Source organism: Psychromonas sp. KJ10-2 (assembly GCF_047323255.1).
Classification (GTDB): Bacteria; Pseudomonadota; Gammaproteobacteria; order Enterobacterales; family Psychromonadaceae; genus Psychromonas.
Map to the genome: position 1 here is coordinate 1857361 of NZ_CP178827.1, position 19485 is coordinate 1876845.

At 40.7% G+C, this 19485-nt stretch carries 12 protein-coding genes and 1 pseudogene; 2 read left to right on the forward strand and 11 right to left on the reverse strand.

Annotation, left to right across the window (positions count from 1 at the left end):
- Positions 1-71: 71 nt before the first annotated feature.
- Positions 72-587, forward strand: coding sequence for a class I SAM-dependent methyltransferase (locus tag ACLKL2_RS08890; protein ID WP_413694121.1), 516 nt, complete (start codon positions 72-74; stop codon positions 585-587).
- An 810-nt stretch (positions 588-1397) separates the two neighbouring features.
- On the opposite strand, the gene ACLKL2_RS08895 is transcribed toward ACLKL2_RS08890, so the two are convergent.
- From ACLKL2_RS08895 to nirB, 5 genes and pseudogenes are all read right to left on the reverse strand, one after another.
- Positions 1398-1916 (reverse strand): transposase, encoded by a 519-nt coding sequence (locus tag ACLKL2_RS08895; protein ID WP_413694122.1) that lies wholly within the window; start codon positions 1914-1916, stop codon positions 1398-1400.
- 1433 nt (positions 1917-3349) lie between these two features.
- Positions 3350-5107 (reverse strand): protein kinase domain-containing protein, encoded by a 1758-nt coding sequence (locus tag ACLKL2_RS08900; RefSeq protein WP_413694123.1) that lies wholly within the window; start codon positions 5105-5107, stop codon positions 3350-3352.
- A gap of 18 nt (positions 5108-5125) precedes the next feature.
- Entirely contained in the window at positions 5126-6598 is a 1473-nt protein-coding gene (locus ACLKL2_RS08905) for a NarK family nitrate/nitrite MFS transporter (RefSeq protein WP_413694124.1), read from the reverse strand.
- A gap of 144 nt (positions 6599-6742) precedes the next feature.
- Positions 6743-7087 (reverse strand): nitrite reductase small subunit NirD, encoded by a 345-nt coding sequence (nirD, locus tag ACLKL2_RS08910; RefSeq protein ID WP_413694125.1) that lies wholly within the window; start codon positions 7085-7087, stop codon positions 6743-6745.
- A 13-nt stretch (positions 7088-7100) separates the two neighbouring features.
- Positions 7101-9625, reverse strand: a pseudogene (gene nirB / locus ACLKL2_RS08915) (nitrite reductase large subunit NirB).
- A gap of 507 nt (positions 9626-10132) precedes the next feature.
- Between nirB and ACLKL2_RS08920 the strand changes: the two are divergent.
- A complete protein-coding gene (locus ACLKL2_RS08920; RefSeq protein WP_413694126.1) occupies positions 10133-12859 on the forward strand; it encodes a molybdopterin-dependent oxidoreductase in 2727 nt (908 codons plus the stop codon).
- 1774 nt (positions 12860-14633) lie between these two features.
- On the opposite strand, the gene ACLKL2_RS08925 is transcribed toward ACLKL2_RS08920, so the two are convergent.
- Genes ACLKL2_RS08925 through ACLKL2_RS08950 form a run of 6 tightly spaced genes read right to left on the reverse strand, consistent with a single transcriptional unit; the run spans position 14634 to position 19418 of the window.
- Positions 14634-15560, reverse strand: coding sequence for a biotin-dependent carboxyltransferase family protein (locus ACLKL2_RS08925; protein ID WP_413694127.1), 927 nt, complete (start codon positions 15558-15560; stop codon positions 14634-14636).
- A 21-nt stretch (positions 15561-15581) separates the two neighbouring features.
- Positions 15582-16265: a 5-oxoprolinase subunit PxpB gene (gene pxpB, locus ACLKL2_RS08930; RefSeq protein ID WP_413694128.1), complete on the reverse strand. Its 684-nt coding sequence runs from the start codon at positions 16263-16265 to the stop codon at positions 15582-15584.
- Positions 16262-17023, reverse strand: a complete 762-nt coding sequence (locus ACLKL2_RS08935) for a 5-oxoprolinase subunit PxpA (RefSeq protein WP_413694129.1) — start codon at positions 17021-17023, stop codon at positions 16262-16264. Before ACLKL2_RS08935 ends, pxpB begins: the two co-directional genes overlap by 4 nt.
- Before the next feature lie 17 nt (positions 17024-17040).
- Entirely contained in the window at positions 17041-17556 is a 516-nt protein-coding gene (locus ACLKL2_RS08940) for a winged helix DNA-binding protein (protein ID WP_113818425.1), read from the reverse strand.
- Positions 17557-17559: 3 nt separating this feature from the next.
- Complete coding sequence (locus ACLKL2_RS08945) at positions 17560-18864, reverse strand: TRAP transporter large permease (protein ID WP_413694130.1); 1305 nt, start codon at positions 18862-18864, stop codon at positions 17560-17562.
- Positions 18861-19418: a TRAP transporter small permease gene (locus tag ACLKL2_RS08950; protein ID WP_413694131.1), complete on the reverse strand. Its 558-nt coding sequence runs from the start codon at positions 19416-19418 to the stop codon at positions 18861-18863. The genes ACLKL2_RS08945 and ACLKL2_RS08950 overlap by 4 nt, the downstream gene beginning before the upstream one ends.
- Between the last annotated feature and the right edge of the window lie 67 nt (positions 19419-19485).

Genomic DNA, 19485 nt, shown 5'->3' on the forward strand with positions numbered 1-19485 from the left:
CGCTGGGGAGATGTTTATACTATCCGCCCAGAGATGAATGCTTATTTTGAACCGATTTTATCTAAAAAAGAGTGGCTAAAAAAGCACACTTCGAATTTATTGAAAGCAGTAGCAGTGCCGGTGAGTGGAAAGCACTACAAGGTAATTTGGAGCATGACTGGCAGATTAAGTTCAATAACATCACTATTAATTTACACCTGACTAAGTTTAAACATGTTGGGCTGTTTCCTGAGCAACGCGTTAATTGGGATTTTATTGCTGAAAATTTAACAACTGGCGATCGTTTTTTGAATTTATTTGCTTATACGGGTGTGGCCTCTTTAGTGGCAAGAGATCAAGGCGCAGAAGTGTTGCATTGTGACTCGGTAAAGCAAATCATTAAATGGGGCAAAGAAAACATGGAGTCATCAGGGTTAACTGATGTGCACTGGGTGTTGGAAGATGCGCTTAAATTTGCTCAACGTGAGATTAAACGCGGTAAAAAATATCAAGGACTGGTGATGGATCCCCCGCTTTTGGTATTGGTGCGAAAAAAGAACGTTGGAAAATCGAAAATAAATTTCCCGAACTCATTGAAGCCGCTTTAGCCTTACGAGCAAAAGGCGGTTTTATCGTTGCAAACACCTACTCCCCGCGTTTAAACGCCGAACGTATTCGTCAAATCACTAGCGAACTATGTACCAATGAAAAAGTGCAAGTCACCACGCTCAGTGTAAAAAGCCAAACCGGAAAGATTTTAGACTACGGATTAAGAACAATTATTACTGGGTAGGGTTTTGGTTTCCATGGGGCGAAACATCTTTTGACCTTAGAGCCTGCCTTTAGGCTGCTTGTTTTGTGTTTTATCGTTATCAATGAAAGTTACGAAATATCTTTAGGGACGCTGGGCGAATTAGGCGACAGCCTAGTGTTATGAGCGGAAGAGCTCTGCGATTCCTTTTTTCAGCCTGCTTCTTTTGATTTTTGTGTTTTTATGTTTTGAATTGATTGTTGGTTCGCTTCGCTCATCCTAGCTAATACCCGTATGCGATTACTCGCATACTGGCAGGCTAAAGCATGCGCCCCTAATATCAAGCTTTGCTTGTTGGTTCGCTTCGCTCATCCTAGCTAATACTTGTATGCGATTACTCGCATACGGGCAGGCTAAAGCATGCGCCCCTAATATCAAGCTTTGCCTGATAGCTAGCGCTCTGTTACGCGATCTGGAATTGAATTCTAATGCGACGTAATTAACGAATAACATCGTAAGTTACGAAATATCTTTAGGGACGCTGGGCGAATTAGCCGACAGGCTAGATCAATGAGCGGAAGAGCTCCGCGATTCCTTTTTTCAGCCTGCTTCTTTTGATTTTTACTTTCTGAAGTTATGGCAATACGATTTATTCTTTAATTTCCTACTACTCATATATTCCATAGAAACGCTTTGATGCATCTGCTAGCTCAGCTTTGTATGCGTTGTTTTTGATGTACTCATAAGTGATTCTGAATTGCTCTTCGGACCTGACTATTTTATCGTAATAACTTTTATCCCACAGCACACCGCTCCTCCCTAGATGTCGATTTATTAGTAATGAACTAGCGCCTTTGATGTGTTGCATTATTTTAGTTAGAGGAACTAGTTGTTCAAACATAATATGTACGTGGTTGGGCATTATTGATACTGCTACTAGGTTATAAAGTGAGTTGTTTTTTGATAATAGATATTGCATCAGCAATTCAATAACTTCTGTATTTAGTATTGCGCCTTCTTTTGAAAGGTCTAATACTTTATCCATTTCGAATTGTTGTTTAGCTGCACTGGTTGCTTTATCTGCATGATTGTTTTGTAGATAATAACGGATGCTTTCTTGTGTTCTGAATGTAACAAACTGAATCGCATTGGGATGATTGATGTGAAACAGGCTTTTAATATGCATGCGTTTCCCCTTTTAATCGCCACATAAAAAAGTGTAGGTTAGTTTTAGGGATTTGGACTATTGGGCTGAACACTTTGGTTCGCTTCGCTCATCATAGCTAATACTCGTATGCGATAACTCGCATACTGGCAGGCTAAAGCATGCGCCCCGATTATCAAGCTTCGCTTGATAGCTAGCGCTCTGTTATGCGATGTGGAATTGAGTTCTGATGCGACGTAATTAACGAATAACATCGTAAGTTACGAAATATCTTTAGGGGCGCTGGCTTAAGCCTGCTTCTTTTGATTTTGTATTTTAACTGTGTTGTTTTAGTTGTTCACGGTTCGCTTCGCTCATCATAGCTAATACTTGTATGCGATAACTCGCATACGGGCAGGCTAAAGCATGCGCCCCGATTATCAAGCTTTGCTTGATAGCTATCGCGAGTTAATAGTGATGAGCAATGTTAATAACGCTGCTTTTCTGTCTGCGTTCGAAACAACAACATATATGTTATCCCCACACTCAGAAGTTATCTCTTAGCATGATGAAGGTTACGATACATCTTTAAGGGGCGCTGGCTTCAGCCTGCTTCTTTTGATTTTGTATTTTGACTGTGTTGTTTTAGTTGTTCACGGTTCGCTTCGCTCATCCTAGCTAATACTCGTATACGATAACTCGCATACGGGCAGGCTAAAGCATGCGCCCCTAATATCAAGCTTCGCTTGATAGCTGTCGCTCTGTTACGCGATGTGGAATTGAATTCTGATACGACGTAATTAACGAATAACATCGTAAGTTACGAAACATCTTTTAAGGGGCGCTGGCTTTAGCCTGCTTCTTTTGATTTTGTATTTTTATGTTTTGAATTGCTTGTTGGTTCACTACGCTCATCATAGCTAATACTTGTATGCGATTACTCGCATACTGGCAGGCTGAAGCCAGCGCCCCGATTATCAAGCTTTGCTTGTTGGTTCGCTTTGCTCATTGTGGCTAATACTTGTATGCGATAACTCGCATACGGGCAGGCTGAAGACCTGCGCCCCGATTATCAAGCTTCGCTTGATAGCTAGTGCTCTGTTATGCGATGTGGAATTGAGTTCTGATGCGACGTAATTAACGAATAACATCGTAAGTTACGAAATATCTTTAGGGGCGCTGGGCGAATTAGGCCATAGCCTAGTGTTATGAGCGGAAGAGCTCTGCGATTCCTTTTTTCAGCCTGCTTCTTTTGATTTTGTATTTTGACTGTGTTGTTTTAGTTGTTCACGGTTCGCTTCGCTCATCATAGCTAATACTCCTATGCGATGGCTCGCATACGGGCAGGCTGAAGCATGCGCCCCTAATATCAAGCTTTGCTTGATCGCTATCGCGAGTTAATAGTAATGAGTAATGTTAATAACGCTGCTTTTCTGTCTGCGTTCGAAACAACAACATATATGTTATCCCTACACTCAGAAGTTATCTCTTAGCATGATGAAGAGTTGTGTTGCGCTGATGCCCATGAAGATGAAGGCGAGCCATTGCCAGAATTTTACTGGGTCTCTTTCTAAGAGTGATTTTTTTGGGGCTTTTGCGATCTGTCTTTGTTGCACTTTGGTGAGGTCACCGATGAATTCGCTCATGCTGCTGTAGCGTTGGCTTGGCTTTGGATTAAGGGCTTTTTGTAAGACTTTATCTAGGCGTGATGAGATTTCCGGGCGTAATGGTTGAATGGATGCATATTCCCAGGTGTATTGTCTTGCTCGGTCTAATGATTGTGCTTGGTTGCTGGGGTAAGGCAATTGCCCTGATAGCATTTCGTAGGCGATCACGGCGATCGAGAATAGATCTGACAGCGCACTACTTTCACCGTCGTTTAAGTATTCTGGTGCAATGTAATCCACTGCGCCTAGTGGCTCTTCTTGTTGCTCTTTGACTATCTCTTCAAAACCATTTACACGCACGGTTCCGAAATCTAATATCTTTATGTTTCCGTCTGGCGTAAGCATGATGTTTTCTGGTTTTAAATCTCTATGTACCATGCCCGCACGTTGTAATACGCGAACGGCATTAACCACTTTATTAATGATCGTATTCACTTGCTGTAGTTCAGGATGAGGGTTATCTAGCATCCATTGTCGTAGCGAGCCCCCTTCTACGTATTCACAGATGTGATATAAAAATACTGAGTTTTTAATATTATTGGCTATCGACATTATGCTTGGATTATCTATCGACTGCCCTACCCACTGCTCTTTGTAAAAACCAAGTAAGTAATTGAGATCTTCCTCAAAATTTAACGATGGCATTTTTAATACCACTTTGTTTTGATTACTTTTATCAGTCGCTAAATAAACATGGCTTCTTGCACCTTCGTGCAACACTTTATCAATTCTAAAGCAATCTATCTCATTACCTACTTGCAATGCAGGTGGAATCACTAACGTACTCAGGTGAGTAAATAACTCAGAGAGATCCGCATTAGGTAATGTGGTGATTTTGACGATTAAACAACTGATATTATCGCTACTGCCCTGCGCTAAAGCTTGGTCACAAATATCTTTCGCAACTTGTTCGTAGTCTTTGGTGGTGGCTTCCTCTGACAATCGACTTAAGTTTGCAGCTATTACCTCTTTCTCAAGATAATCATGTACACCATCGCTGCTTAGCATAAATAAGTCATCTACTTGCAACGAGACAGCTTGATAATCAATATCTAGATGGCAATCCATGCCTAATGCACGGGTTAATACTGAATTTTTAGCATGAGTTCTTCGGCTGTGGTCATGAGACAGTTGTGTTAATGCTTGTTCACGATAACGATAGATTCGGCTATCACCAATATGAATAAGGTGTGCTGTGGTTGATTTAAATATTACACTACTAAAAGTGGTGATCAGACCGTTATGTCTTAGGTCATTTTGATTATGTTGATATAACCAAGTATTGAGGGAGTTTAAGACTTTACTGGCAGATTGTTTGACGTCCCAACTGTTGTTGGTGCTGTAATAGTCTGCAATAAATTGCGTGACGCTAGTGTGGCTGGCTTGTTGCCCATTATCACTGCAGCTTACGCCGTCAGCAACACAGGCAACAATACCTTTAATACGTTTTTCTAAATCTGAATAAGGGTCCTTTAGCGCAAAAGCATCTTGGTTAACTTCTCGATTACCCGCTGTGGAGTAACCACCCATTGATACTGTTAGCTTAGCTTTAGGACGCTTATCCATGCTCTATATTACCTTCTATTAATGGCTACTCACATCTATCATAGTAACACTGCCATCTTCATTTACTTCGGCAATTTTACCTTTAGGTTCTGCCATGAATAATAGCGTGATTAAACCAATAAAGGCAGTACAAGCAATCACATAGAAGAATGTTTGGTAACTTACAAAAGATAATACTGTTAAGTAAACTACTGCACCAACATTACCGTATGCACCTGTCATACCTGCAATTTGTCCAGTCATACGACGTTTGATTAATGGTACTGTCGCAAATACTGCACCTTCACCTGCTTGTACGAAGAAAGAACATAACATCGCTGCTGCAACGGCAACCCAGAGTGTCCAGCTAGATTCAATTTGAGCCATGAGTAAGTAACCTAACGCTAGACCTGCTGTTAGGATAATTAACGTTGATTTACGACCAAACTTATCAGACAACCAACCGCCACCTGGGCGAGAAGCTAGATTCATAAAGGCATAAGCTGAGGCAACCATACCCGCAATAACCGGTGTTAATTCAAAGGTTTCTAGGAAGAATAACGGTAACATTGAAACCACAGCTAATTCAGAACCAAATGTTGCAAAGTAAAGAATATTTAATACCGCTACTTGCTTGAATTTGTACTGGTGAATTTCAGGTACTGGTGTAGTGAAAATTGATTTATTAACTTTCCATACCTGTGACCATTCATATAGGTACAAAGCAAATAGCAATGCGTAAATCACATAACAGATTGTGTTAGAGATCATACCTACGTTGTCTGGTGATAATTTCCAAGCTAATAGGGCAAGTGCCGCATACATTGGTACTTTCATGATCAGTAATAAGAAGAAATCACCTTTTGAAGTCACTTCCATTGCAGTTAGATTTTTAGGTTTAAAGTAAGTTGAGCCTTTTGGTGTATCGGTAATGTTTGTGTAAAAGATAAAACCAAATACTAAGCTTAGTAGACCCGTTACTACCATTGCATAACGCCAGCCGTCATCACCGCCAAACATTAATGCAACAGTTGGTAGGGTGAATGCTGCAGCAGCACTACCAAAGTTACCCCAACCGCCGTAAATACCTTCGGCTGTACCGAGCTCATTATGTGGGAACCATTCAGATACCAAACGAATACCGATAACAAAACCAGCACCAATGAAACCTAGAGCAAAACGTGAAATCGCCGCTTGCATAAAGTTATCTGAAAAAGCGAAAGTGAAACAAGGGATTGAACATAAAACTAATAACGCAGAGTAAACTAATCGTGGACCATATTTATCTGTTAGCGAGCCGATAATGACACGAGCAGGAATGGTGATCGCAACATTTAAGATTAATAGGGTTTTAATTTCTTCTGTGGTTAAGCCTAGGGTTTCTTTTACTGATTGTAATAATGGCGCAAAGTTAAACCACACAGCAAAAGTAATAAAAAATGCCATCCAGCTTAAGTGTAATGTTTTCATTTTTCCTTGGAAGGAAAATATATTAAATGAACTGTTACTCATAGATATCCTGTCTAATTATTGAGAATTCATACCAAGCATGCTTGTTAATAATTTAAAGCTCGGCATAACAAACAAGTTACTTTAAGAGAGACTGAGTCTCTCATTAAAATAACTTGTTAGGTGTAGGCTGATGTAATGATCTGATTAAGACGCTTCTTTTAGCTGAACTTGATCATTCTCGATACGTACGTTGTAGGTTTTTAATTTATGATCAGGTGAATCTAAACACTCACCAGTTGATAAATTAAAACGCTGTTTGTACAGAGGAGAGGCAACATAGATAATATCTTGCGTTGAACCAATTAAACCACGTGATAATACATTGGCACCGCCAAATGGGTCGTAATTAGCAACGGCATAAACGTTATTCGTTTGTTTACATAAGAAGATAGCCACTTGCTGATCGTTATATAAAGCACAAATACCTGCGTTAGGTGTTAAATCATTTGCTGCGCAGATATTTGTCCATGTTGTGTTTGATGTTTCCATTTTCTTATCCCTATTAAACTAATTCTGTAACTTCAATTTCTTTCTCTAGCGGGAAACGTTGCCCCCTAACAATTTTATAAACTAGGCCAGAGTCTTGTTCCTGACTGTTAATAAAGTGTTTGAAACGTTTCAGTTTTTCAGGACTTTCAATGGTAGTTTTCCATTCACATTGGTAATGCGCAATGTTGTTTTGCATCTCTGCTTCTAGCTCTGCATTGATGTTAAGCGAGTCATCAACCACTACTTTACGTAAGTATTCGATACCGCCTTCTAAGTTTTCTAACCACACTGATGTACGTTGTAAACGATCAGCGGTGCGAATGTAGAACATATAGATTCGGTCAATGTAAGTACGTACTTGCTCATCGGTTAAATCAGATGCAAATAGGTCTCCATGACGAGGACGCATACCACCATTACCACCGAAGTATAAGTTCCAGCCACCATCAGTTGCGATCAAGCCAAAGTCTTTACCCTGTGCTTCAGCACATTCACGGGTACAACCCGACACACCGAACTTCACTTTATGTGGTGAGCGTAAACCTTTGTAGCGATTCTCTAGCTCTATCGCAAAACCAATACTGTTTTTCACTCCGTAGCGACACCAAGTATCACCCACACAAGATTTAACAGTACGTAACGATTTACCGTAGGCATGACCAGTTTCAAAACCCGCATCCACTAGTTTTTTCCAAATCGTCGGTAGTTGATGTAACTGTGCACCAAAAGATCCACACGAGCGCCGCCCGTTACTTTGGTATAAAGGTTAAATTCATTCGCTATTTGACCGATAGCAATCAAACCATCTGGTGTCACTTCACCGCCTGGCATACGTGGAACCACTGAGTAAGTGCCATCTTTTTGCATGTTACCTAGGTAGTTATCATTGGTATCTTGTAAACCAACGTGTTCGTCTTCTAATACGTAATCATTCCAGTAAGAAGCAAGGATACTTGCCACGGCTGGTTTACAAATTTCACAACCGATACCTGAACCACATTCCGCTAATAGAGCAGAGAAGGTTTTGATACGTTTAACACGAATGATGTCAGCTAATTCTTGACGTGAATATGCAAAATGCTCACAGATATCTTTGTTTACTTCAAAACCAAGACTGGCTAATTCGCTGTCTAATACTTGTTTCGCTAACGCTGAACAACCACCACAACCTGTCGCGGCTTTTGTCGACTCTTTTAGGTCACCCATGCTACAACAACCAGCTGCAACGGCTTCTTTAATATCACCTTTTGATACATCAAAACATGAACAAATTGCAGCTGTATCAGGTAGCGCATCTACGCCCATTCCAGCAGCTTCTTCACCGCCAGCAGCAGGTAGAATTAAGACACTTGGATTAGCCGGTAAATCCATATCGTTTAATTTTAGTTGCAGTAAAGTACCGTAAGCTTCTACATCGCCCACTAATACTGCACCAACCATTTTCTTACCATCAGCTGATACGATTAAACGTTTATAAACTTGTTCGATTTCATCATGGTAAGTATAAGATTGCGCGCCAGGTGTTTGACCGTGTACTTCACCAATACTCGCTACATCAACACCTAACAGTTTTAACTTGGTACTCATGTCTGCACCAGTAAACTCGGTTTCTTTGTCACCTTGCATATGTGCTGCAGCGACTTTTGCCATTTGATAACCTGGAGCAACTAGACCGAAGATAAAGTTTTCCCACAGGGCACATTCACCAATGGCATACACGTCATCAATATTAGTTTGACAGTGATTGTTGATTACAATTCCGCCACGCTCACCAATGGCAATACCACAGCTACGCGCTAGTTCATCTTGAGGGCGAATCCCGGCAGAGAAGATGATCATATCGGTCTCTAAGAATGAGCCATCCGCAAAGTTCATGCGGTAACGACATTGCTCACCCGCAACTATTTCAGTGGTTGCTTTCTGTGTATGTACTTGTACGCCTAATTCTTCAATTTTGCGTTTTAATAATGCACCACCACCGTCGTCTAGCTGAACAGCCATTAAGCGTGGAGCAAATTCTACAATGTGTGTTTCTACACCCAGATTAACCAGTGCATTACCAGCCTCTAGGCCTAATAAACCACCACCGATCACCACACCAACTTTACTGGTTTTACCTGATTCAGTGATATTTTCTAGGTCATCAATAGTACGATAAACATGACAATGTTCTTGGTCATTACCTGGGATTGGAGGAACAAAAGGGAAAGAGCCAGTTGCCAATACTAATTTATCGTAGCTTTCTACGCGGCCGCTTGCAGTGATAACGTTTTTGTTTGGGAAATCTAGATCTACGACTTTGTCATTTAAAACAAACTTAATACCATTTTCTTCGTAATACGCAGCATCTGTTAATGCAAGGTCATCAGCTGTTTTACCTGAAAAGAAGTAACTTAATTGTACGCGGTCGTAAGCTAGGCGGGATTCTTCAGAAAAAGTGATCACCTCAAAATTGTGGTTATCACTACCAATAATGGTATCGATAAACTTATGTCCCACCATGCCGTTACCGACGACAATAACACGTTGCTTGCTCATAGTTTTTACATCCTTTTAACATTATATTGTTAGTTCGCTTATTTGTCCGTATAAGCGCCTTGAAAATAACGTTGCAAAGAAAACGCCAAAAAATAAATAAAAAACAATAAAAATAATAACTTATATTATTCAACACTTTAGAGGTGACCATTTGGACAAGACCTTAATCAAGGTGTATGCCTTACCACCATTTTGTTAAAGAAATGTGAAGTCCTAGTGCGCAAGGCACCAAGATGGTGCGATATTTCTTTTGTTATTAATTCATTTAATTTTTTCTTCTTTATATAGCTGTTTTAAGTTGAACTTTAGCCATTGATTTTAAAGAACATTTAAGATTATTTTTTAGTATGTAGAAAAAGCACCACTAATTGGTCTGCTCTTTGCTGTAAAAGTACTGTAACTATTTAAATAGATATCAACCGGACATTCATAACAGTTAGATTATTGTGTGTATTCCCTATCATCTAGCATTAGTGATAGCGCTAATTGTTATCAAAGAGAGACAAAATGACTCAAAGTAAAGATTTATGGACTAAATCAACCTGTGCTTATTGTGGAGTAGGCTGTGGTATTGAAGCGCAATTACAAGCCTCTGGAGAATTAACAATACGTGGTGATAAATCCCACCCAGCCAATTATGGTGACCTATGTTCAAAAGGATTAGCACTAGGTGAAACCGTTACTCACGAAGGACGTTTACTGCACCCTTCCATTGACGGAACGGAAACAGATTGGCCAACTTCCCTGCAACATGTTGCAGAACAATTCTCACAAACCATTGCTGAACATGGTCCTGACTCCGTGGCTTTTTATGTATCAGGACAGCTATTAACCGAAGATTATTACGTCGCAAATAAATTAATGAAGGGCTTTATCGGTAGCGGTAATATTGATACTAACTCGCGCTTATGTATGTCCTCCACCGTAGCTGGGCACAAGCGCGGTTTTGGTAGTGATACAGTTCCAGGCTGTTATGAAGACCTTGATACTGCTGAACTAGTAGTGATCACGGGATCTAACTTAGCGTGGTGTCACCCAGTGTTATTTCAACGTTTGAAAAAACAGAAAGCTCAGCGTGATAATCTATTTATTGTGGTGATTGACCCTCGTGAAACAGATACTTGTTCCATTGCCGATTTACATTTACCCATTCGACCAGAAACCGATGTGGCGTTATTTAACGGTTTACTCTCTTACCTTGTTACCCATAATAAAATCGATAAAGCCTATATCGACAATCACAGTGAAGGATTTGAAGCCGCATTAAGTAGTGCTCAACAAGATGCACAATGCATTCAAGCATTAGCTGAAACGTTAGCAGTGAATGAACAGCATATTTCTCAGTTTTTTGAACAGTTTGCAAACACAGAAAAAGCGATCACTATTTTTTCTCAAGGTGTTAACCAATCCACACAAGGCAGTAACAAGGTAAACAGTATTATTAATTGCCATATCGCCACTGGCCGTATCGGCAAACCTGGTATGGGCCCGTTCTCTGTAACTGGGCAACCCAATGCCATGGGTGGCCGCGAAGTTGGTGGTTTATCTAATACACTAGCAGCGCATATGGAGTTTGGTGATGATCATGCTAATCAGTTGATTAGCGATTTTTGGAGAACGGATACTTTAGCCACTAAACCTGGCTTAAAAGCCGTAGATCTATTTGACCAGATGCATCAAGGCAAAATTAAAGCGGTTTGGATCATGGCGACTAACCCAGTGGTGAGCATTCCTAATAGTAATAAAGTCAGAGAAGCCCTAGAGAAATGTCCATTTGTAGTGGTGTCTGACTGTATTGCAGAAACGGCCACCACAGTTTATGCAGATGTGCTTTTACCTGCGCAAGGTTGGAGTGAAAAATCAGGTACTGTTACTAACTCTGAACGCCGTATTTCAAGGCAAAGGCGTTTACTCTCTAGTCCAGGTGTTGCTAAGCCTGACTGGTGGATCATGAGTGAAGTGGCAAAACGTATGGGATTTGAAGAGGCTTTTAACTTTTTGCATGAAGGCGAAGTGTTTGCTGAATTTGCCAAGATGACCACCTTAGATAATGAAGATGGACGTAACCGAGATTTAAACTTGATTGGGTTAACGCAACTTGATGCTAAAGGTTATAGTCAGTTAACACCACAACAATGGCCAGTGACTGAGTTGCAAACAGAGATTATTCAACAGCGTTTATTTGCCGATAAACAATTCTTTACTGCCTCTAAAAAAGCGCAGTTTGTTGCTGTTTCATCGAGTATCAAGGCGAAGGTCTCTGAAAAATCATTAATTAAATACCCTCTGATTGTAAACAGCGGACGTATTCGTGACCAATGGCATACTATGACCAGAACTGGTTTATCGAGCCGTTTAGCCGCGCATATTACTGAGCCTTTTGTCGCAATTCATCCTGATGATGCCTCACCATTAGCGATTGAAGATAATAACTTAGTTGCCATCAATAGCCCGCAGGGAGCTATGCTAGTCAGAGCCTTAATTACTAAGCAACAAAATGTTGGGCAGATATTCACACCAATTCACTGGAACAGACAAACAGCTAAAACCGCTAATGTATGTAACTTAGTCAATGATGATACCGACCCAGTTTCTGGTCAACCTGCTTTAAAATCAACACAGGCTAATATCAAGAAATGGCAATATCAGAGTGAAGCTATGTTGTTAACGCGTACTCAACTTGATTTTGACGAGTTTGATTATTGGGTGAAACAGAAAGTTGAACAGGGTTATTTATATCGCATTGCCGATGAGCGTTTGCCTTCTGAACTAGCTGCCTCGCTTGAAGCTCTGTTAAGTAATGAGTCAGGTAAAACCTTGCAGTTTGCTAGCACAGATAGCACGCAACAGATGTTATATCGCTATGCATTTATTCAGGAAAATCAACTAAATAATGCTTACATAGCGTCGGATAAGCTCACCAATCAATCCTTAGATTGGTTACAGAGTGTATTAGATATGCCTTTAGATGGCAGTATCGAACAGACACTTATTTCAGGTGTGGTAGAAGGTAAACTTGCTCAAGGTAAGATCATCTGTGCCTGTAAACAAGTGGGCATCAATACCATTACCGATGCAATCGTAGAACAAGGCTGTTTAACTCTGGATAGCATTAAAGAATGCACCAGCGCCGGCACAGGTTGCGGCAGCTGTTTACCAGAAGTGCAAAGCATCTTAGACGAGAAACAAGAAACCGTCACACAGCGCATTCAAATAGAAGAGTTTGTGGCTTAAGGTTATGGTTAGCTTAATCGCTGACGCTATTCATCACCATTGAGTAAATGGTATACAGTAAAACATAACGTAGCTTTATCTATCGAAGCTACGTTATGATTTGACTTTGCTATAACGAATCACTTTTTTACCTTGTTATCACGAAGAATCTATCAAAGTTGCGAAACATCTTTTGACCTTGCTATCACGAAGAATCTATTAAAGTTACGAAACATCTTTAGGGGTTCTGGGCGAATTAGGCGACAGCCTAGTGTTATGAGCGGAAGAAGCTCTGCGACTCCTTTTTTTAGCCTGCAGTGTTTTTATGTGTTGATTTTGACCTTGGGGCGCATGCTTTAGCCTGCAGTGTTTTTGTGTGTTTGTTTTGACCTTGGGGCGCTGGGCGAATTAGGCGACAGCCTAGTGTTATGAGCGGAAGAAGCTCTGCGACTCCTTTTTTAGCCTGCAGTGTTTTTATGTGTTGATTTTGACCTTGGGGCGCATGCTTTAGCCTGCAGTGTTTTTGTGTGTTTGTTTTGACCTTGGGGCGCTGGGCGAATTAGGCGACAGCCTAGTGTTATGAGCGGAAGAAGCTCTGCGACTCCTTTTTTAGCCTGCAGTGTTTTTATGTGTTGATTTTGACCTTGGGGCGCATGCTTTAGCCTGCAGTGTTTTTGTGTGTTTGTTTTGACCTTGGGGCGCTGGGCGAATTAGGCGACAGCCTAGTGTTATGAGCGGAAGAGCTCTGCGATTCCTTTTTTCAGCCTGCTTCTTTTGATTTTTGTGTTTTATGTTTTGAATTGCTTATTAGTTCGCTTCGCTCATCGAAACTAATACACATATGCGATAACTCGCATACTGGCAAGCTAAAGCATGCGCCCCGATTATCAAGCTTTTCTTGATAGCTATCGCACTTCAAAGCGTTATCTACGTTGGATTACAGCATCATCCGTAAAGTTTATCATCGTCGAAGATCAAACAAAGTTACGAAACATCTTCTGACCTGCTATAACGAATAATCTATCAAAGTTGCGAAACATCTTTTGACCTTGGGGCGCTGCCTTTAGGCTGCTTCTTTTGATTTTAATGTTTTGAATTGATTGTTGGTTCGCTTCGCTAATACTCGTATGCGATAACTCGCATACGGGCAGGCTGAAGCATGCGCCCCGATTATCAAGCTTTGCTTGATGGCTATCGCACTTCAAAGCGTTATCTACGTTGGATTACAGCATCATCCGTAAAGTTTATCATCGTCGAAGATCAACCAAAGCTACGAAACTTTTTTATGGGGCGCTGGCTTCAGCCTGCTTCTTTTGATTTTTGTGTTTTATGTTTTGAATTGCTTATTAGTTCGCTTCGCTCATCATAGCTAATACCCGTATGCGATGGCTCGCATACGGGCAGGCTGAAGCATGCGCACCGAAATCAAGCAATGCTTAATAGCTGTCGCTCTGTTATGAGATGAGTGAAAGTGTTGATTTTGATTTACTCATTTATCAATTTATAAGAAAGCGATATACAGATTTAAAAAGAAACACACAAAAGATCTGCAGGCTGAAGCCAGCGCCCCGAATATCAAGCTTTGCTTGATAGCTGTCGCTCTGTTATGAGATCAGTGAAGGTGTTGAATTTTGATGTCGATGTAACGTATTTACGAAACATCTTTTGACCTTGGGGCGCTGGGCGAATTAGGCGACAGCCTAGTGTTATGAGCGGAAGAGCTCTGCGATTCCTTTTTTCAGCCTGCTTCTTTTACCTTTTTACTTTTATCTTTTATCTTTTTACCTTACCCTTTTTACTCACCTTCAAAAAAGTACTGTTGTGTTTGTTGTAATTCTGCTTCGGCTTGGTACAGGTCTTGTTCGAAGAATTGAATTTTGGTGCCTGGTGTGGCTTGACTTAGTAAGTTTAAGTCGCGTTGGCAGATGCAACCTATTTTGGGATAACCACCTATAGTTTGTCTATCACGCATTAATACGATTGGCTGACCATTGGCTGGGATTTGAATTGCACCTAACGCGATCCCTTCTGAGATGAAGTTTTGTTGTTTAACCTCTATCGCTTTGCCTTTTAGACGATAACCCATTCGATCCATTTCAGGCGTCACCGTATATAATTCATTAAACAATGTGCTTCTTGCGGTATGACTGAACTCGTGGAATTGATAAGTAGGTAAGACTCCTAATCGAATCACCTTGTTAAAATCAGAAATAAACTGGGTTGGCACTGTCCGTGTGTAATGACGTTTTACGCTTTGATACGGAATAACATCACCATCACTCAACTTATGGCCCTGCTGATCTAAACCACCTAATTGGTCACGTACCACGCTGCTAGCACTTCCTAAAGTTTCTGAGACTTGAAAACCACCAGCAACGGCAAGATAACTACGTAACCCTTTACTTGGATAACCTATTTCTAATAGATCACCCTTTTGTGCCTGCCATGAACGCCAAGGTGAAAGACTTATGCCATTGAGCTTCAATTCCACATCTGCACCGCACACACTGAAAGTGGTTTCTGCTTGAAAGTGGGCTTGGAAAGGCCCCATGGTTATCTCTATTTGTGCGGAATTAGCTGGGTTATCTAGTAATTTATTTGCCCAATGAAATGCATGGCTGTCCATCGGGCCTCCGGGTGTTACGCCAACATCTTGATGTCCATAACGACCAAGATCTTGTAACAAGCTCAACACTCCAGCTTGTTTGATATGTAATGTCATACTCTGTCCATTTTATTCACGTTACAGCTCGCCACCCATTGCCAAAAAAGTAGCGCGGTCAATGGCTTCAAAACGTACTTGTTCGCCAACCGAGAATTGACTTAAATTATCTTGAGAAAAGTCTAATAGGTTAACCGGAGTACGGCCAATCACTTGCCAGCCACCGGGTGAGGTTCGAGGATAAACGGCCGTTTGTTGGTCTGCAATAGCGACACTACCTTTAGGTACTTTGGTTCTTGGGGTCATTTTACGCGGCATCTTAATTGATTCTGGTGTATTACCTAAATAAGCAAAACCTGGGGCAAAACCAATGGCAAATACTCGATAGCATTCGGAAGTATGTAACTTCACTACTTCAGAAAAAGATAAACCAGCATGTTCGCTGATCTCTGCATGGTCTAAGGCAACCTCTTCTCCGTAATAAACAGGTAATGTGATCTGTTTGGCAGCAGGGGTTTCAATATTATGTGCTTCTATTTGCTCAAGGACTTTCTTCACCTCTAAGACAAACCCTTGTAGCCCTGTTTTACGTAAATTACAGCTTAATAAAATCGAGGTATAGGAGGGCACGATATCTGACAACATTGTCGATAGCCCGTTTCGTAACAAGTGACAAGCATAAGCAATGCGATCCGCAGTTTCGATACTGACAGCATCTGAGAAATAGATAATCACACTGTTTTCATTAACCAAGTTAATTTTCATGAAACATTCTCAGCGCTTTCACTTACACTTTTAAGTCGTTGATATAATGCCTTTGCGACATCAACTGCAAGCGCCCCATCACCATGTATACATAATGTATCAGCTTTAATAGGCACTTCGATATTATCAATACTCAACACACTTTGTTGCTCCACTAGTTGCATTGCTTGGTCACAGATAGACTGTAAATCACTATGACAAGCGCCTGACTGACTTCTTGGAGTTAAACGACCATCCTGCTGGTAAGTACGGTCAACAAAGGCTTCGAATAAAAGGCTAATGTTATGTTGTGCCGCCATCTCTTGGTAGCGTTGATAATCAGGAACCGCCATCGCCATAAACGGTAAGCTGTTATCGTATTTAGCTAACGCTTCCATTAATGCCATAAAAATAATATCGGATTTCATCATCGCGTTATATAAAGCCCCATGTGGTTTGACATAACTCAGCTGAACACCTTCACTTTGGCAAATACCTTGTAATGCACCAAGTTGATAAATAAACAAGGCTTGTAATTCAGGCAATGGCATTTCAATAAAGCGGCGACCAAAACCTTGTAAATCGTTATACCCAGGATGCGCGCCAATTTTAACATTGTGTGCTTTAGCACAGCGAACCGTCTTTAACATCACACTGGGATCAGAAGCATGCATTCCACAGGCAATATTCGCCATATCGATAAAAGGCATAATCGTTTGGTCTTCTCCTAACTCCCAAATACCAAAGCTTTCACCCATGTCACAATTTATAAGCATCATTTACTCCTTACCAACTATTAAAGAGAACTTGCCGATCTTGAAGCTTGCGCATAGACACCCGACAGCGTTCGCATGAGTTTTGCCACTTCACCTAATGAATCGTCAATAGAGAGATGTTCTAGTGCTTGAATAAGGCACTTCTCTCTCACCTCCGCATACTCTAAACAATATTTTTTACCTAACTCTGTCACGCTGTAGAAGGTTTCTTTACCGCGTTTTTCATGGGTCAACATGCCACTTTTTACTAACTTTCTCACCGAGTAAGAGACGTTATGTGTATCATCTATATTTAAAGTAAAAGCGACATCGGTGATACGTTTTGCTCGCTCTCGATGAAATATATTATGGATAACCAAGTTATCTAATGGGCTTAAATTGTGTTGTTCACAGGCATTACTACATGACTGCATCCAACGTTGGAAAGCATTGTTAACCATGGTTAAACCGTATTCGAACTCACTTAAGGCTTGGCCATTTTTACCCACTAAATGAGCGGACGATAAAATCGGTACATATTCTGGTTTTTTATTCATTTTTTATCCTCTCGACATCGAGTTTGGTAACCAAGTAACAATCTCAGGAAAGACTGTGACTATAAACACTGCGGCAACTAATAATAGGAAGAAGGGTAAAGCCGCTTTAGCAACAAAGAAAATATTTCGCCCAGTTAAACTTTGAATAACAAACAGATTAAAGCCAACCGGCGGGGTAATTTGTGACATTTCCACCACTAATACGATATAAATACCAAACCACAGTGGGTCAATACCCGCTTCAATCACCATGGGTAAGACCACTGATGTGGTTAATACCACAACTGATATTCCATCCAAGAAGCAACCAAGAATAACGAACATAATGGTCATCAAAAATAACAGCATATAAGGAGAAAGATCTAATAACGCAATATTCTCAGCTAGCATTCTAGGCAAACCAATAAAGCCCATCGCCATGGTTAAGAAAGCAGCACCAGCAAGAATAAAGGTGATCATACAAGAGGTTTTAACTGCGCCCATTAAACTTTCAATAAAGCTGTTTAAGCTTAATGAACGACTACCAAATGCGAGCACTAAAGAGCCAAGTACACCAAAAGCCGCTGCTTCTGTTGGTGTTGTTAAACCAGCATAAATAGAACCAATGATGAAAATAATTAATGCACTAACAGGTATTAAACGCGTTAATGAACGTAGCTTTTTTGCCCATGAATAGTGTGTTGCTTGTTGAGTTTTATGACCCTTTCGACGCATAGCCCAAAACGCGGTATAGCCCATAAACATGATAACTAACATCAGACCAGGTAATGCGCCTGCCATAAATAAACGGCCAATGGAGACTTCTGCTGCAACACCATAAACAATTAAAATAATTGAAGGGGGTATTAATAGTCCTAAAGTCCCTGAGCCTGCTAGTGTTGCAATGGCCATTTTATCATCGTATCCCTGACGCTTTAATTCAGGTAGCGTCATTTTTCCGATAGTCGCTGCCGTTGCAGCCGATGAGCCAGATACAGCAGCAAAAATGCCACAGCTTAAGATATTTACATGCAATAATTGCCCTGGTACTCGGCTTAACCAGGGTGTTAAACCTTCAAAGAGATCTTTTGACAGTCGTGTTCTGAACAGGATTTCTCCCATCCAAATAAACAATGGTAATGCCGCTAATGACCAATCAGAGACAGCGCCCCACGTTGATGTACTATATAACAAACCAAAATTATCATTTCCTAACAGCATTAATCCTGCAAATGAAACAGCAATTAAAGTAAAGGCAATCCAAAAGCCACTGGCCAACAATGCAAATAAAACAGCTAATAATATGAATCCAATTGTTATTTCGTTCATGACTTACTCTCCGCAGCTGATGATGCATTAAGATCGATAGGCGCACTTTCACTCAGCGCTTCTTCTTCAGATTTTGGAAGAGCTTGATCAAACAGTAAATGACAAATAGTTTGGTCAATAATGGCGACACTGAAAATAATCATGCCAATCGCTAAAGGTAATTGTACTAACCAGAGAGGCACGGCAATGTAACCAGAAGAAAGCTCATCGAAAATATAGGATTCATACACTAAGTAGATAAGTTGCCAGCATAGATACAAAATTAAGCCACAACCTAAAAATAAGATGACTCTTTCAATGAATTTATTAACGGCAGTTGGTAAGCGAGATGTAAATAGACTTACGCGAATATGCCCGCCTGCACGGAAGGTATAAGCTAGCCCTAAAAAAGTTGCCGCGGCTAATAAGAAACCTGCAAAATCATCGCTAGAAGGTGCTTCGATACCCAGCCAACGACCAATAACACGGGCCAAAATAATACAACAGATAGCAATAATACATATGCCCGATAATGCACCGGCACACAGATAAAGTTTATCTAAAAAGGAACGCATAGCGCTAACTCCTATGATCTTGATAATACTGCTCAGAATTAGATTATCTAATCCTGAGCTAAGAAGA

Excerpts from the sequence above, each read along its gene's own strand:
- ACLKL2_RS08945 (WP_413694130.1), bottom strand. The coding sequence starts at position 18,864 with ATGAACGAAATAACAATTGGATTCATATTATTAGCTGTTTTATTTGCA.
- ACLKL2_RS08900 (WP_413694123.1), bottom strand. The coding sequence starts at position 5,107 with ATGGATAAGCGTCCTAAAGCTAAGCTAACAGTATCAATGGGTGGTTAC.
- nirD (WP_413694125.1), bottom strand. The coding sequence starts at position 7,087 with ATGGAAACATCAAACACAACATGGACAAATATCTGCGCAGCAAATGAT.
- ACLKL2_RS08950 (WP_413694131.1), bottom strand. The coding sequence starts at position 19,418 with ATGCGTTCCTTTTTAGATAAACTTTATCTGTGTGCCGGTGCATTATCG.
- pxpB (WP_413694128.1), bottom strand. The coding sequence starts at position 16,265 with ATGAAAATTAACTTGGTTAATGAAAACAGTGTGATTATCTATTTCTCA.
- ACLKL2_RS08925 (WP_413694127.1), bottom strand. The coding sequence starts at position 15,560 with ATGACATTACATATCAAACAAGCTGGAGTGTTGAGCTTGTTACAAGAT.
- ACLKL2_RS08920 (WP_413694126.1), top strand. The coding sequence starts at position 10,133 with ATGACTCAAAGTAAAGATTTATGGACTAAATCAACCTGTGCTTATTGT.
- ACLKL2_RS08940 (WP_113818425.1), bottom strand. The coding sequence starts at position 17,556 with ATGAATAAAAAACCAGAATATGTACCGATTTTATCGTCCGCTCATTTA.
- ACLKL2_RS08935 (WP_413694129.1), bottom strand. The coding sequence starts at position 17,023 with ATGATGCTTATAAATTGTGACATGGGTGAAAGCTTTGGTATTTGGGAG.
- ACLKL2_RS08895 (WP_413694122.1), bottom strand. The coding sequence starts at position 1,916 with ATGCATATTAAAAGCCTGTTTCACATCAATCATCCCAATGCGATTCAG.
- ACLKL2_RS08905 (WP_413694124.1), bottom strand. The coding sequence starts at position 6,598 with ATGAGTAACAGTTCATTTAATATATTTTCCTTCCAAGGAAAAATGAAA.